Origin of the sequence: Kiloniella litopenaei (genome assembly GCF_000982415.1) — a bacterium.
GTDB lineage: Bacteria > Pseudomonadota > Alphaproteobacteria > Kiloniellales > Kiloniellaceae > Kiloniella > Kiloniella litopenaei.
In genome coordinates, this window is sequence record NZ_LANI01000005.1 from 204,836 (window position 1) to 219,890 (window position 15,055).

General features: G+C 48.6%; 12 protein-coding genes. 5 read left to right on the top strand and 7 right to left on the bottom strand.

Annotated features, from left to right (window positions below; translation table 11 throughout):
- Nucleotides 1–13: 13 nt before the first annotated feature.
- Nucleotides 14–622: an alpha-ketoglutarate-dependent dioxygenase AlkB family protein gene (locus WH95_RS09120; protein WP_046505865.1), complete on the bottom strand. Its 609-nt coding sequence runs from the start codon at nucleotides 620–622 to the stop codon at nucleotides 14–16.
- Nucleotides 623–661: 39 nt separating this feature from the next.
- Nucleotides 662–904: a hypothetical protein gene (locus tag WH95_RS09125; RefSeq protein ID WP_046505867.1), complete on the bottom strand. Its 243-nt coding sequence runs from the start codon at nucleotides 902–904 to the stop codon at nucleotides 662–664.
- A 285-nt stretch (nucleotides 905–1,189) separates the two neighbouring features.
- On the opposite strand from WH95_RS09125, the gene dnaK reads away from it, so the two are divergent.
- From dnaK to dapB, 3 genes are all read left to right on the top strand, one after another.
- Nucleotides 1,190–3,106, top strand: coding sequence for a molecular chaperone DnaK (gene dnaK, locus WH95_RS09130; RefSeq protein ID WP_046505870.1), 1,917 nt, complete (start codon nucleotides 1,190–1,192; stop codon nucleotides 3,104–3,106).
- 72 nt (nucleotides 3,107–3,178) lie between these two features.
- Entirely contained in the window at nucleotides 3,179–4,312 is a 1,134-nt protein-coding gene (dnaJ, locus tag WH95_RS09135; protein WP_046505872.1) for a molecular chaperone DnaJ, read from the top strand.
- Nucleotides 4,313–4,602: 290 nt separating this feature from the next.
- The gene (gene dapB / locus WH95_RS09140) at nucleotides 4,603–5,409 is read left to right on the top strand and encodes a 4-hydroxy-tetrahydrodipicolinate reductase (RefSeq protein ID WP_046505874.1); all 807 of its coding nucleotides are present in this window, start codon (nucleotides 4,603–4,605) and stop codon (nucleotides 5,407–5,409) included.
- Between the two features lie 54 nt (nucleotides 5,410–5,463).
- Here dapB and WH95_RS09145 read toward each other — a convergent pair whose 3' ends face one another.
- Complete coding sequence (locus WH95_RS09145; RefSeq protein WP_046505876.1) at nucleotides 5,464–6,393, bottom strand: DMT family transporter; 930 nt, start codon at nucleotides 6,391–6,393, stop codon at nucleotides 5,464–5,466.
- Between the two features lie 373 nt (nucleotides 6,394–6,766).
- On the opposite strand from WH95_RS09145, the gene WH95_RS09150 reads away from it, so the two are divergent.
- Both WH95_RS09150 and typA read left to right on the top strand, forming a co-directional pair.
- Nucleotides 6,767–7,762, top strand: coding sequence for an adenosine kinase (locus WH95_RS09150; RefSeq protein WP_046505877.1), 996 nt, complete (start codon nucleotides 6,767–6,769; stop codon nucleotides 7,760–7,762).
- A gap of 159 nt (nucleotides 7,763–7,921) precedes the next feature.
- Nucleotides 7,922–9,751 carry a translational GTPase TypA gene (gene typA, locus WH95_RS09155; RefSeq protein WP_046505879.1) on the top strand — a complete coding sequence of 610 codons (1,830 nt, stop codon included), beginning with the start codon at nucleotides 7,922–7,924 and terminating at the stop codon, nucleotides 9,749–9,751.
- A gap of 63 nt (nucleotides 9,752–9,814) precedes the next feature.
- On the opposite strand, the gene WH95_RS09160 is transcribed toward typA, so the two are convergent.
- The 4 genes from WH95_RS09160 to WH95_RS09175 all read right to left on the bottom strand — a co-directional run bounded on the left by WH95_RS09160 (nucleotide 9,815) and on the right by WH95_RS09175 (nucleotide 14,852).
- Complete coding sequence (locus WH95_RS09160) at nucleotides 9,815–10,024, bottom strand: hypothetical protein (protein ID WP_046505881.1); 210 nt, start codon at nucleotides 10,022–10,024, stop codon at nucleotides 9,815–9,817.
- A gap of 399 nt (nucleotides 10,025–10,423) precedes the next feature.
- The gene (locus tag WH95_RS09165; protein ID WP_157845925.1) at nucleotides 10,424–13,261 is read right to left on the bottom strand and encodes a DUF2339 domain-containing protein; all 2,838 of its coding nucleotides are present in this window, start codon (nucleotides 13,259–13,261) and stop codon (nucleotides 10,424–10,426) included.
- Between the two features lie 150 nt (nucleotides 13,262–13,411).
- Nucleotides 13,412–13,960 carry a DUF4269 domain-containing protein gene (locus WH95_RS09170; protein ID WP_052741896.1) on the bottom strand — a complete coding sequence of 183 codons (549 nt, stop codon included), beginning with the start codon at nucleotides 13,958–13,960 and terminating at the stop codon, nucleotides 13,412–13,414.
- Nucleotides 13,950–14,852 (bottom strand): phytanoyl-CoA dioxygenase family protein, encoded by a 903-nt coding sequence (locus WH95_RS09175; RefSeq protein ID WP_082114071.1) that lies wholly within the window; start codon nucleotides 14,850–14,852, stop codon nucleotides 13,950–13,952. The genes WH95_RS09170 and WH95_RS09175 overlap by 11 nt, the downstream gene beginning before the upstream one ends.
- Nucleotides 14,853–15,055: the final 203 nt, after the last annotated feature.

Genomic DNA, 15,055 nt, shown 5'->3' on the forward strand with positions numbered 1-15,055 from the left:
TGGAAAAAGTTGGCTAGGATCTCGTTACTCGGCGCAGTGTCAGATTGATACGTCCACCATTTTTCAACAGCTGACTGGATCCGTATAAAATATGGTCGATGCCATGATAGGCATTTCGGGCTTCGCCACCGAGAATGACGATATCGCCAGAATTCAGCTTGGTAGAGGTTGTTGGGCCTTTTCGTTTGAGGCCACCAAGGCGAAAGAGCGCGCTGTCGCCAAGTGAAATGGAAAGAACAGGAGCGTTAAAATCCTGTTCATCCTGATCCCGATGCAGACCCATTTTCGCTTTTTCGTCTTTGTAGTAGTTCAATAGACAACATTCTGGGAGTTCGGGGTAACCAGTTAGGTCAGACCAGATTGAAAGCAGCTTTTCAGGGATGGGGAGCCATGACCGTTTGGTAACGGGATGAGAACTTTGATAGCGGTAGCCTCCTGCTTTGTCGGATACCCAGCCATGAGATCCGAATGATGTCATGGCAACCGAAAAAGGTTTTCCGGTTTTAGGCATTGACGGTTGGAAAAGCGGATTTGTTTTGATCATCTCTCGAATTTCACCCAAGAGATTTTCCTGTTCTTTTCGACTTAGATATTCCGGGTGGTATTCAAAGCCGGGGATCATTTTATTATTGCCAATTTACCATTGAGTTGTGATTCAGGTTTAATCTAGAGAGTCGTCTTTTGGATTTATGATACGCGTTTGGCGCTTTTCAAGTAAACGCATTGTCAAAAACAGTAATCCGCCAAGGAGCGTTACAGCGAGACCAAACCACTGAACAATTTCATTTTGCAGAATATAGTGTGCTGTGAGCATGACAGCGATTCCAAATAAAACGTCGCCAACTGCAATCCATTTGACCATTGTTCGTATATTGGGGCTGATTTTGTCTTTTTTTGAGTTCATTACGGCTAAATTCCCGGAATATTTATGCGATGATTCACCCTAAAAACGTAATAACAAAAGTGAGAGAAAAATTATTATATCACTAATCTATTGATTCATAATGTAATTTAACTTTTCTGAAAAACCTTATTTTTTTAGGCATATTGCTCCTTGCAGTGAAAGCTCTGGCTGCATATATACTCCGTGAGCCCAAAAGATAGGTTCACCCCTCAAAAGGGACCAGCCGGCAGTGCTTGGCATCAAGGCTGCCAAATCGGTTTGCTATATTAAGTGTGAGGAATAAACATGAGCAAAGTTATTGGTATTGATCTAGGAACCACAAACTCCTGTGTCGCTATTATGGACGGTAAAGACGTCCGCGTTGTTGAAAATGCCGAAGGTGCACGTACGACACCTTCTATGGTTGGCTTTACGGCTGAAGAGCGCCTTGTCGGGCTGCCCGCCAAACGCCAGTCTGTTACAAACCCAGAAAACACTCTTTTTGCGATCAAGCGTTTGATCGGCCGTCGTTTTGACGATCCGCTGACGAAAAAAGATATCGACCTGGTTCCATACAAAATTGTCAAAGCTGACAATGGTGATGCATGGGTCGAAGCCAACGGCGAAAAATATAGCCCGTCACAGATTTCTGCTTTCATCCTGCAGAAAATGAAGGAAACTGCCGAGAGCTATCTTGGTGAGCCTGTGACAAAAGCAGTTATTACCGTTCCTGCCTACTTCAACGATTCTCAGCGTCAGGCAACCAAAGATGCCGGTAAAATTGCTGGCCTTGAAGTTCTGCGTATTATCAACGAGCCAACTGCTGCGGCTCTTGCATACGGTATGGACAAAAAAGGCTCCGGTACTGTTGTTGTCTATGACCTTGGTGGTGGTACTTTCGATGTGTCCGTACTTGAAATTGGCGACGGTGTCTTCGAAGTGAAATCAACAAACGGGGATACATTCCTCGGTGGTGAAGATTTCGACAGCCGCATCATTGATTACTTGGCAGACGAGTTTAACAAAGAACAAGGCATCGACCTTCGTAACGATACCCTTGCCCTTCAGCGCTTGAAAGAAGCTGCTGAGAAAGCAAAGATCGAGCTTTCTTCCTCTACTCAGACCGAAGTGAACTTGCCGTTTATTACGGCTGATGCATCCGGTCCTAAACACCTTAACGTCAAGCTGACACGTGCAAAACTGGAAGCGTTGGTTGACGATTTGATCCAGCGCACAATGGGTCCTGTTAAGTCTGCGTTGAAAGATGCTGGTGTGAAAGCGGCTGACATCGACGAGATCATCATGGTTGGCGGTATGATCCGTATGCCAAAAGTCCATGACACTGTTAAGGAATTCTTTGGTAAGGAACCACACCGTGGTGTGAACCCTGATGAAGTTGTGGCAACTGGTGCTGCTATTCAGGCGGGTGTTCTACAGGGTGAAGTCAAAGACGTTCTTCTTCTTGACGTGACACCATTGTCTCTTGGTATTGAGACACTTGGTGGTGTTATGACAAAACTGATTGATCGTAACACAACAATCCCGACGAAGAAGAGCCAGACCTTCTCTACAGCCGAAGATAATCAGAGTGCTGTGACAATTCGTGTGTTCCAGGGTGAGCGCGAAATGGCTGCGGATAACAAAATCCTTGGTCAGTTCAATCTGGAAGGTATTCCGGGCGCGCCACGCGGTGTTCCACAGATCGAAGTTACTTTTGACATCGATGCTAACGGTATCGTTAACGTTGGCGCGAAAGATAAAGCAACTGGTAAAGAACAGTCTGTTCGTATCGAAGCTTCTGGCGGTTTGAGCGATGCTGATATCGATCAGATGGTTCGTGATGCCGAAGAAAATGCGGAAGCTGATAAAGCGCGTCGCGAGTCTGTGGAAGTTAAAAACCAGGCTGAAGGTCTGATCCACCAGACAGAAAAAACACTTGGCGAAGTTGGCGATAAGATTTCTGACGAAGAAAAAGCCTCTATCGAAGCTGCTGTTGCTGAATTGAAAACAGCACTTGAAGGCGATGATGCCGAAGAGATCAAAGCCAAGATGGAAGCCCTTGGTCAGGCGTCAATGAAGCTGGGTGAAGCCCTCTATGCTGACGCTGGTGCCGAAGGCGCAGAAGGTGCTGCAGAAGCGGCTTCTGACTCTGCGGCTGACGACGGTGTTGTCGATGCAGACTTCGAAGAAGTTGACGACGAGAAAAACAGCAAAAGCGCTTAAGGCGGTTTTGGATTTCAGGGGGCTGGCAGTTGTCAGCCCCTTTTCACCTTCTGATGAGGGAAAATTACACTGATGTCCAAAAAGGATTTCTATGAGGTCTTAGGGGTTTCACGTTCGGCAGATGCCAAAGAACTGAAATCGGCCTACCGCAAACTGGCAATGAAATACCACCCGGATCGCAATCCGGATGACGCCGAAGCGGAAAAAAAATTCAAAGAAATTAACGAAGCCTATGGCGTTCTGAAGGACGACCAACAGCGCGCGGCCTATGATAACTATGGTCATGCTGCCTTTGAAAATGGCGGACCAGGTGCTGGCGGCGGCTTTGGCGGCGGTGGTTTCGGCGGTGGCGGCTTTGCTGATATCTTCGAAGAGATGTTTGGCGGTTTTGGCGGTGGTGGCCGCTCTTCCGGTGGTGCGCAGCGTGGTGGCGATTTGCGCTACAACATGGAAATTTCTCTGGAAGATGCCTACACGGGTAAAGAAGCCGAGATTCGCATTCCAAGTGCCGTTTCCTGTGATGTCTGTGATGGAACGGGGGCTGCTAAAGGATCTTCTCCGGTAACTTGCGGTACTTGTAAGGGTAATGGCCGTGTGCGTATGCAACAGGGTTTCTTTACCGTTGAGCGGACATGTCATACCTGTCAGGGTGTTGGTAAGGTTATCGAAAACCCCTGCGGAAACTGTCACGGTTCCGGACGTGTAGAAAAAGAAAAAACCCTTCAGGTCAATATTCCGGCTGGTGTGGAAGAAGGCAATCGTATTCGTCTGGCTGGCGAAGGCGAAATGGGTGCCCGTGGCGGAACGCCGGGTGATCTGTACATTTTCCTTTCCATCGAACCTCACAGGATTTTCCAGCGTGAGGGCGCGGATATTTACTGTCGGGTTCCCATTTCGATGACGCAGGCTGCTTTGGGCGGTTCTGTTGAAGTGCCGACAATTGATGGTGGCCGGGCGAAAGTTTCTATTCCCGATGGCACACAGAGCCGACAGCAGTTCCGTTTACGGAACAAGGGTATGTCCGTTCTGAGATCCAGTTCTCGTGGTGATATGTACGTTGAGGTTACGGTGGAGACACCGGTGAACCTGACAAAACGCCAGAAAGAATTGTTACGCGAATTTGAAGAAGAGAGCGGGGACAATTCGCCTCTCAGCTCTGGCTTCTTTAAGCGCGTCAAAGAGTTCTGGGAAGACCTTACGGAATAAAGATCAGACCTTGATAACAAGAAAAAAGCCTGTCAGCGATAACTCTGACAGGCTTTTTTTATGGCTTCGGCTCGTTTGAGAAACCTTGTATTGGCATTGCGTATTGGCACTGTGGATTTCCTTTGGCTGATCATCACTGCCAAACATGAACAAATACAGGCATGAACAAATAAGGGATTTTGTTTTGGGAAAGGGGTAGAGTTCCGCTTGGACTGATCTGACTTAGCTGCTATCTCTGTTTTGAAACAGATAAAAGAGCGATAAACGCGGGTCTTTGACGGGAAAATAAGATGAGTAACAAAATTGGGATTGTTGGTTGTGCTGGTCGCATGGGGCGTATGCTGACGGATGTTATTGGCCGGACGGATAACTGTGAAGTTTTTGGCGGCACTGAACTTCGGGGAAGCCCGAACCTTGGTAAGGATCTCGGTGAGTTGGCGGGCATCGGCACGATTGGCGTGAAGGTTGGGGATGATCCCCTTGCCTTGTTCGAAGCTTGTGATGTTGTCATTGATTTCTCTGTACCGGAAGCAACGCTTAATCACGCAAAGCTGGCGGCAAAGACCGGGTGTTCACTGGTTGTCGGAACCACGGGCATGACCCATGAACAGGTTGCGGAACTGGAAGCTGCAACGACGACAACCTCGATCGTCTTTGCCCGTAATATGAGCCTGGGCGTCAATCTTCTGATGTCGATTGTGGAGCAGGTTGCGGCCTCTTTGGACGAAGACTACGACATTGAAGTTGTGGAAATGCACCACCGTCACAAGGTTGATTCACCTTCAGGTACAGCGCTTGCCCTTGGTGAAGCAGCGGCTGCGGGACGAGGTGTTGATCTGGACAAGGTTGCAGACAAGGTCCGCGATGGCATCATTGGTGCCAGAAAACGCGGTGATATCGGTTTCGCAACCTTGCGCGGTGGGGATGTCGTGGGGGATCACAGTGTGATCTTTGCCGCGGATGGCGAACGAATTGAGCTGGGGCATCGCGCCAGCAACCGCGAAGTCTTTGCCCGTGGTGCCGTTAAGGCCGCCAACTGGTTACAGGGCAAGGAAAACGGCTTTTACGATATGCGGGATGTCCTCGGATTGAAGTAAGCTGAGTTAACTGGCTGTTGAAAAGGGAGCTTTGGCTCCCTTTTTTAGAGCAGTTTAGCTTCTTTTACGCTCACGATAGAGCGTATAAAGCCCGCTGGAGACCACCACCAAAGCGCCTACAATGGTCCATTGATCAGGGAACTCATCATAGAAAAGCCAGCCGAATAGCGTCGCCCAGACCAACAGCGTGTAGTTAAAGGGCTGTATCGCTGACGGCGTTGCGTATTGAAACGCAAAGATGAGAAAGAAATGCCCCAGACTGATAAAAATACCCCCGGCAATCAGTGCCAGCCAGCCATAGAGATCGGGTGTAACCCAGAAAAAGGGCACCATAAAGCTTACGCAGATAAAGGGAACAACACCTGTATAAAACTGTGATGTTTCCCCGTTGTCGTAACGGCTACTGATACGCAGCAAGATTTGATAGACAGCAAAGGCCGCTGCCGCAAGAAGAGGTAAAAGAAAGAGTTCGTTAAAACCTTCGAAGCCGGGACGTAGAATAATCATTACGCCTGCGAAACCAACCAGCACAGCAGACCAACGGCGAATACCGACCTGTTCCTTTAGCCACAGCGCAGACAGGGCTGTCACGACGATGGGGGCCACCGCCACAATTGCATGAACGTCAGCAATGGGTAGTAGTTTGAAGCTCAGGGTAAAGAGAAAGGCTTCGCCTAGCAAAAAGACGGATCTAAAGACCTGTAGGGGCAGATTGTTGGCCTTTATGACTTTTTTTAATCCCTCGGGGCCTGTGCGATAGAGCGCCATGCTGATGACAAAGACTGACAGGATAATATAGCGCACCCACAACAGCTGTGGCAGGGGATAGGTCTGTGCAACGTGTTTGACCACGGCATCACCCGATGAAAAGGCTGCCATGGCGATAATGGCCAGGACAATTCCTTGTCGTGTGGTATCCAAAACGGATGCCTGACTTTCCTGTGTGTGATTTTCCTGAACGCTCACAAGTTGTCTTTCTATCATTAGTGATACTCTGCATTTATAATGCAGTGTATTTTTGGGTATTTTCAGGTGACTTTACGCAGCTTTTTATCCCCTTTGTGGGGGCGGATAGCGGGTAAAGTTGTTTGAAATATCAAGTTTCGTAATCTAATCCGACTTTGACCTTTATTTCCTGTACGGGCAAGGGGCAAGATTGTCAGATGCTTTTTCAATGACTTACACCGAATCTGTGCCCTTTTATTCTGGATAAGACACAAGCTGTGTGAGCAACGCATAGGTGCCCTGTGGCTTTGTGCTTGCCCAGAAAATGGAACTGGCTATACTCCGCGCAAATTGTAACCCGACTGTAACCGACCACAGAACAAACTCTGCGGGCCTATAATACGGAATTTTTATGAGCGAAAACGCCAAACTTGATGTTGTCGGCATTGGTAATGCCATCGTTGACATTGTTGCCACTGCGGATGATGCACTGCTTGAAGAACAGGGTATTATCAAAGGGGCAATGAACCTGATTGATCAGGACCGTGCCGATGCGCTTTACGATGTGATGGGCCCGGCCATTGAACGTTCTGGCGGATCAGCGGGTAACACCATGGCCGGTATTGCATCACTTGGTGGCAAGGGTGGTTATTTCGGCAAGGTTCGCGACGATCAGTTTGGTCAGATCTTCCGTCATGACATTCGCGCTGAAGGTGTTGAATTCAATACTGCGGCTGCAACTGATGGACCATCAACAGCGCGCTGTTTGATCTTTGTAACACCGGATGCCGAGCGTTCGATGAATACTTATCTTGGTGCCTGTGTTAACCTGACAGTGGCGGATATTGACGAAGAAATGATCAAATCAGCCAAGGTAACCTATATGGAAGGTTATCTTTGGGACCCGGAAGAAGCGAAAAAAGCTTTTATCCATGCGTCTAAAACAGCGCATGCAGCCGGACGTAAAGTGTCACTGACGCTATCAGATTCTTTCTGTGTTGATCGCCATCGCGAATCTTTCCTGAATCTGGTGAAAAACTATGTGGATATTCTTTTTGCTAACGAAGAAGAAGCCATGGCGCTTTTCCAGGTTGATAACTTTGATGCTGTTTTGCAAGAGGTTAGAGCCTGTTGTTCTGTCGCGGCAATTACCCGTGGCGAGAAGGGTTCTGTGATCTGTGCCGGTGACGAAGTTCACGTTGTTGATGCTATTCCGGTTGAACAGGTGGTTGACACAACAGGTGCAGGCGACCTATATGCAGCAGGATTTCTTTACGGTTACACGAACGGCTACAGCCTGTATGACAGTGGCCGGATTGGTTCAATCGCCGCCGCCGAGGTAATTTCCCACTTTGGTGCTCGCCCGGAAACGTCCCTGGCGAAACTGGTAGAGGAAAAACTTAAGTAGGTCATCGCTCTGTCACACGACTGCGCTACAGACCTTAGAGGTTACGTAGAACAGAAAGACAAGAGAGATTGATAACACTCTGGATGTCCGGGGTGTATTTGATGACCGAAGATAATGCGGGGCGCAGAAGCCCCTCTTGATACATGAGAGTATAAGGCAATGACTACAGCGCTTCGCAACGTGGCGATTATCGCACACGTTGACCACGGCAAAACCACTTTGGTGGACGAGCTATTAAAACAGTCCGGTACCTTCAGTTCGCATCAGCAGCTTTCAGAGCGTGCGATGGACAGCAACGATCTGGAAAAAGAACGTGGCATCACGATTCTTGCCAAATGTACATCTGTGACCTGGAACGATACCCGGATCAATATTGTTGATACACCTGGTCACGCCGATTTCGGTGGTGAGGTCGAGCGTATCCTGTCCATGGTTGACGGTGTTGTTCTGTTGGTTGATGCCGCCGAAGGACCAATGCCACAGACAAAGTTCGTGACATCCAAAGCTCTTGGCTGTGGTCTGAAGCCAATCGTTGTTGTGAACAAAGCTGATAAAGCCGATGCGCGTCCTGACTGGGTTGTGGATCAGGTATTTGATCTCTTTGTGAGCCTTGACGCTTCTGAAGATCAGCTTGATTTCCCGGTTCTGTTTGCTTCTGCAAAGCAGGGTTGGGCTGTTGAAGATCTCAGCGAGCCACACGAGAACATGGAATCACTCTTCAAGATGATGGTAGATACCCTACCGGCACCGACTGAAGAAGTTGATGCGCCGTTTTCTATGTTGGCAACAACACTGGAAGCAGATTCTTTCCTTGGTCGTATTCTAACTGGTCGTATTCACTCTGGTGTTGCTAAAGTGAACATGCCTGTGAAAGTTATCACTGCTGACGGTAAAACAGTTCCAAACTGCCGTTTATCTAAGCTTCTGGCTTTTGATGGTTTGAAACGTGTACCTGTTGACGAAGCCCGCGCGGGCGATATCGTTGCCATTGCTGGTATCCCTGACGCGACTGTCGCTGATACGATTTGTGATCCATCTGTTGAGAGCGGAATTGATGCTCAACCAATCGATCCGCCAACCTTGTCTATGACTTTCTCAGTGAACGATTCTCCGCTCGCGGGTCGCGAAGGTGACAAGGTTACCAGCCGTATGATCCGTGACCGTCTTTTCCGTGAAGCAGAAGGTAACGTTGCCATCCGCATCACAGAGAGTGAATCAAAGGATTCATTCGAAGTTGCTGGTCGTGGTGAACTCCAGTTGGGTGTTCTTATTGAGAACATGCGTCGCGAAGGTTTTGAACTTTCCATCTCGCGTCCACGTGTTTTGATGCACAAAGACGAAGAGGGCACCTTGATGGAGCCGATGGAAGAGGTTGTCGTCGATGTGGACGAAGAGTTCTCTGGCGTTGTTGTTGAGAAAATGGCCGAGCGTAAAGCCGAGCTGACTGACATGCGCCCATCCGGTGCTGGTAAAACGCGCGTAACCTTCCTGGCCCCTTCACGTGGTTTGATCGGTTATCACGGTGAGTTCCTAACGGATACACGTGGTACCGGTATTATGAACCGTCTGTTCCACAGTTTTGGTCCTTACCGTGGTGCGATCCAGGGGCGTCGTCAGGGCGTTCTGATTTCCAATGGTATCGGTGCAGCTGTTGGTTACGCTTTGTTTAACCTGGAAGATCGCGGAGAAATGTTTGTGAACCCGGGTGATGCGCTTTACGAAGGCATGATCATCGGTGAACACAGCCGTACCAACGATCTGGAAGTGAACCCGCTGAAAGCAAAACAGCTGACCAACGTGCGTGCTTCCGGTAAAGACGACGCTATCAAGCTGACTCCGCCACGTGTGCGTTCACTGGAACAGTCCCTTGCTTACATTCAGGACGATGAATTGGTGGAAGTAACACCAAAATCAATCCGTCTGCGCAAACAGTACCTGATCGGCCACGAGCGTAAACGTCACGCACGTACCAAAGAAGCGATCGGCTAAGCTATCTTGGATAGAAATGATAAAGGGGTTGCTTTTAAGCAGCCCCTTTATACTAGTTAATTATTAGAATAACTTACCTTGCTTATCGGCTATTTCACGGGCTTGTGGAAATCGCTTTCCTGTTTTGATTTCTGAAATTCGCCCTTGGTTCATTTTCAAGTATGAAGCAATTTGATGTTGATGGTAGCCTTTGCCAAGTAGCTCATGTACTAGTATGGCGTCTTGTAAAGACGGTGTCTTAGATGGACCTGAGTTAAGATTTTCTGTGTTCATTTTACGTCACTTTCTTAAAAAAAGTGATGACACAAGTGTAGAGATATAGTTGACATTCTCTATGCATCAGCTTAGAAAATGTTGTGAGATACGGAAAAAATTCCGTAGATGTTACTAACTTGTGTCATCAAGTTGGTTACCAAAAAGAGACCAAGTGCCAGCTTGGTCTCTTTTTTTATTTCATTATTGTTCATAAGAGTCGAGTCAAAAGTTGTATGATATCAACTACATATGGTGTATTTTTTTGCATAATAAGCACACTATGTAGTTGACAAAAGTAAATGATGTTAAAAATCAAATACTTGCAAGATTGGCGGTAAGTAGATGCTGTTTCATTAAATGCTTAACAAAGCAATAATTTTTCCTAATTTTTAAAAGTATATGTACGAATCCACAAATTTAAGTGGATAATTTCTTCTCTTCCGGCGCAGACCCAATGGGATAGACAAAGCGCTGGTAGAGGAAGCCGATACCGATGAGGCAGAGGCCAAGGCCGATAAAGGAGGCCACGCGGTAGAGGCCGCTGAGCGCGGACATATCCCACAGGAAGACCTTGGTGGTCACCAGAAGAACCAGCCCAAGCGATAGGTGGCGTATCTTGGAAATGTCCCGGATAATCCCGACAGCGAGTAGTGCCCCGGCAAAGATGAGCCATGCGGCAGAATAGCTGTAGCCTTCGGCGTTGAGAATATCGCCGGAGGCCATGGCAAGGGGGTGGAAGGCGCGGCGAACCTCGAGCGTCAGGTCAAGGAACACCAGCCAGACGGCAATACCACCAATCCAGGGCATGAACTTCGTATGCCCCTGATTACGGGCTTCGCGGTAGATGATGATCGCGATCAGGCCGGGAATCAGGTAGGCGAGGGACAGTTGGTTGAACAGGGGCCAGTTTCCGACAAACTCGTTGGTAAAAACCGGATTGAAGATAAGAGATTGAAAGACCAGTATCTGTGCCCCGGCCATAGATAAGAGAATTTTTGATCCCCAGTTGCTGACAAGGCGGGGCACAAGTCGATTGCGATAGTACAGAAATGCACCCGTTATCAACCAGGATAGCGATTGCAGGCTCTGTTCCAGTGGCATGTAGTACTGGGCGTAGAGGTTATTGTCGTTCGCCAGATATCTTATTTCCAGACTGACCAGTGCAACCCCGATGGCAAGGGCCCCGGATTCAAGAATAGTGACGAGCTGGTCGTCCTTTTCCCGTTTGAAATAGTAGGCTGCCCCGGCAAAGGCGAGAGCCGGGATACCGAAGCTATAGAGAAGCCAGAGAGCATCGACCTCTTCTCTTGGGATTACGGGGTCAAAATGGTTCAACGCGACAAGGCGTAAGACGACGATCACCGCGATGAAAAGAATGCTTGGCCTGATAAAGGGGATACGGATCTGGGACGCAACCCATCCGGCAGAGGGCAGCAGCAGCGCAAGGGCAATGGTCAGGCCGCTTTTCTCAAAGGCGATGGCAAAGGCAATACCCAAAGCGGCGAGCACCGCGAGGGCATAAACCCCCAATACGGGTTCCATGCCTGTTTCTGACCTTTTTGGGAGAACCTGTTTGGCAGCCATAAAGCAGAGGCCCGCGAGGACCAGCGCGAGCAAGCTCCATGCGAGATCGGCACCAAGCGCAGATACCCTGAGATAAACAAACAGGAAAGCTAACAGAGGAACGGTGACTGACAGGGTTGCCATATAGACGGGGGTTCTGGTTTTGCCCAAGCTTCTGAAGCCGAGAGTCGCGGCAATGACCGCTATAAAGCCAGAGAGCAACAGGTAGAAATTAAGTTCTGGCGGGATAATGGGGTTAATAAGCGTCCCTGCTTCTTGCCCGGAAACGTAAAAGGTTTCTGGTAGTTCGATTGAACCGGGGAAGGGATAGCGGGCGATAATATAAAGCGCGACCAGTGAAATGGCTGTGAGAAGGGCTTCACAGTGTCTGAGTTTCAAGGCGCCATAACCAAGCCCGCCAGCAATGATAAAGAAGAAGACGAGCGAGGCGGTGGAGAAGTTATCCATGGACAAGAGGATAACCTGCAGGGCTAGAACGGATGTAATGGCTGACAGTCCAAGGGTCTTTTCTGGCGAAAGTTTGCCGATAAAATCGAACGGATGTTTCAGGTTCTTAACAGAGGTCAGGAAGTCTTCATAACGTGGCGCGATAAAGAGGCCGATCATCAGAATTTGATGCAGGGCAAGTGGATAGACGTTGCCACCTTTCCACGCCGCAGTCATCCAGATAAGTTGCCAGAGAACAGAGCCTGCGAGAGACATCCAGCCAAGCCACCACCAGTTTTGATAGCGGACAACAGCCAGTGCAGACGCGGTGATAAAGCTCAGATAGCTGAAAAGCGCCCAGGCAGAGGAATTGCCGGTACTGACGAGTATAGGAATGACAAAGGCACCGGCCATGCCCATGGCGGCAATCAATGGCCCCTGAAGCAGGGAAAGCCCCAATCCGGCAATTGCGACGATAGTCAAGAGGATAAAGGCAATGAGGGGGGGAATCAGATCGTAAAGGCCATAGGCGGCATAGATGCTGCCATAGGTGATGGCAAGGCCCGCTGCGGTCAGCGCGGGAGGAACATGGTTTGGCTTGAGCGCGGCGATAGCCTGTTCAATGGGGCGTCTGCGCAACCATTCCCCGCCAAACATCAAGGCGAGACCAAAGAGAACGCCACAGGTTACTCTGAAACCGGGGGAAAGCAGGTCGTTTTCAATGGAATATTTTATCAGGAAGACACCCCCGATAATGACAGTCAGGCTGCCAAGCCATACCAGCCATTGACGGGTGAAAGCCTCTTCAAAAGATTTCCAGGGGCTTTTTTCACTGGAATAGCTTTCCATGGCCTCGGCAATGGATCGGGCCGCGACTGGTTGTTTGTCTTGTTGCTCAGCCTGTTGTTCAGTCGGTTTTTCATTTGAAGACTTTTGCGCATCGGTTTCGGGGCCAGAAGTTTCCGTTTCTTCTGACGACGTAGGCTGTTTGTCTGTTGGTGGCGGTGTTTGTAGGGGGTCGCTCTGGACCTTTGTATTGCTATCAAGTGCTTTTTCCTGTGACGGTGTCACAGGTTTTGCAGCAGTTGTGGCAGGCACAGCCTGTTTCTCAAGGTTTTGTATCTTGAGTTTCAGGGCAAAGATTTCACTGCGCAATCCGCCGATTTTATACAGGGCAATAAAGGCCAGTATCGGGCCGCCAAAAAGAATGAGAATTCCGAGAAGAACCAATAGTACTTCGTCCACAACACCCCCCTGAACCAGCATAAGAAAACACGTAAAGCTGGTTGATTATATAAAAACCTCACGGGATCATAGCGTTATCCCTATGGAAGAGACAACAGGAAGCTGTGGCTTCTAGACCTTTATCCGAACCTTTTCTTATTGTTGTTAGGACTAATCTTGTAAGGAACAGGGAAGAAGCTGTTTGATCTTTTGATCCGAGAGGTTCTCAAGGCTCAAGAGATTAAGATAGGGATCACCTGTAATACCCAGTAACTTGGCAAAGGCGGGTTCCGTTTTCATGCCTTGCTGTTTGAGGCGAATAAGCTGTTGGGTGAATTCGGATCCAAGAAGAGACAGGAGGCGCTTTTCCAAGAAAAAGTGTCTGACCCCAAATTGATCTTTCAGCGGACAATCCTGAATGAAGAACTCGATGGGCCAGTCCATAAAGGTGAAGGAAACCACTTCGGTTTTATATGGCGGAAAAGAAAGGGTTCTTGCGGACAGATCTTTATAATCGACGAGCGCTGTTGATAACTTTTGCGCCAGCGTATCCGGGGTGGGGCTGAAGCAGGCAATATCAATATCGCTGTCGGCAATGTCGATACCCAAAGGCGGTGTCCCGATGATTTCGTAATCAACATCAGCGAGCAGTTCCGATAGATTCAAACCCGCCAGAACTTCTTCATAGCGGGATTTGTTCCCTGTGATATCAGCCGTCAATTTCAAAACCTCTGAAAGGCATATCCGGGCTTCTGCTTAGCCAGTTTGTATCGGGATAGTCACAGGCCCCGTCTATCAGATGGAGTGTATAGGCCTGTCTGGACTTATCCGACGTATTTGCGCCGCTCAGGTGTGGCAACTGTCCGTGGAGCACAATCAAGGATCCCTGTTTGACTTCCAGTGGCACGCGGTCTTCTTCGGGCCATGCTGTGTCGTTGAGCTTTTCTGTGACAAGCTTTCCCTCTGCATTGCGATAGTGGCGCTTTTTCAAAGGAGATTTATGATGTCCTGGCAGGCCCCACATGCAACCGTTCTCAAGGGTGGCATCTTCCATGGCAAACCACATCCCGATGCAGGAATGGGGTTCGGTATAGAGAAAGGTTGAATCCTGATGACAGATAACCTCGCCGCCGATGCGGGGTTGTTTGAAAATATACATGGACTGGCTTAACAAGGGTTGGGCCATACCCAGATCCTTGGCCACCTGTGCGAGATCCGGATTACGGGAAAAGTCTGAAAAGACAGGATCAAGATCGTGTTGCGCATGCCCGATCTTGTTGATGGACAGGGCCTTGTCCTGCTTCAGGTTGCCATTGGCATCAAAGGCCCCTTCTTCGAAGAAACAACGGATTTTATCGCCTGATTTTTCGAAGTACTCATTGCCTTCGTGGCTTTTATTTGTTGTCGAAAAGACAGCCCGAAATTCATTGGGGTCAAAAGCATCCACAATGGTCCCTGCTTGTGCCATCAGTTTTTCACAGGCTTCTTTGGACACAAAATTTTCCAACACCAACACACCGTTATCATCAAAAAACTGCTTCATTTCCGGGCTAAGAATACCCCTGTCGGGGGCGTCAAATTTTTGAATGGATGAAGTGGTGTTGTTTGTCATTTAAGGCAGATCCTGTTGCTGGCGGTTTACGGGTTTGTCATTTGGATTTAGTTGACCATTGGGTGAAAAGTGTAGAGATAACAATGGGCTTTGAGTAGAGGAAATTATGCGAGATTTAAAATAACCCGCAGACAATCTTTGACCCGTGACTTATGATCGAAAAATTCGTTAACTATAAAAATAAAGAGCCGAATAGGGCTTTA

Coding starts and splice junctions, on each gene's coding strand:
- dapB (WP_046505874.1), top strand. CDS start 4,603: ATGAGTAACAAAATTGGGATTGTTGGTTGTGCTGGTCGCATGGGGCGT.
- dnaJ (WP_046505872.1), top strand. CDS start 3,179: ATGTCCAAAAAGGATTTCTATGAGGTCTTAGGGGTTTCACGTTCGGCA.
- WH95_RS09145 (WP_046505876.1), bottom strand. CDS start 6,393: ATGATAGAAAGACAACTTGTGAGCGTTCAGGAAAATCACACACAGGAA.
- WH95_RS09125 (WP_046505867.1), bottom strand. CDS start 904: ATGAACTCAAAAAAAGACAAAATCAGCCCCAATATACGAACAATGGTC.
- dnaK (WP_046505870.1), top strand. CDS start 1,190: ATGAGCAAAGTTATTGGTATTGATCTAGGAACCACAAACTCCTGTGTC.
- WH95_RS09150 (WP_046505877.1), top strand. CDS start 6,767: ATGAGCGAAAACGCCAAACTTGATGTTGTCGGCATTGGTAATGCCATC.
- WH95_RS09175 (WP_082114071.1), bottom strand. CDS start 14,852: ATGACAAACAACACCACTTCATCCATTCAAAAATTTGACGCCCCCGAC.
- typA (WP_046505879.1), top strand. CDS start 7,922: ATGACTACAGCGCTTCGCAACGTGGCGATTATCGCACACGTTGACCAC.
- WH95_RS09120 (WP_046505865.1), bottom strand. CDS start 622: ATGATCCCCGGCTTTGAATACCACCCGGAATATCTAAGTCGAAAAGAA.
- WH95_RS09160 (WP_046505881.1), bottom strand. CDS start 10,024: ATGAACACAGAAAATCTTAACTCAGGTCCATCTAAGACACCGTCTTTA.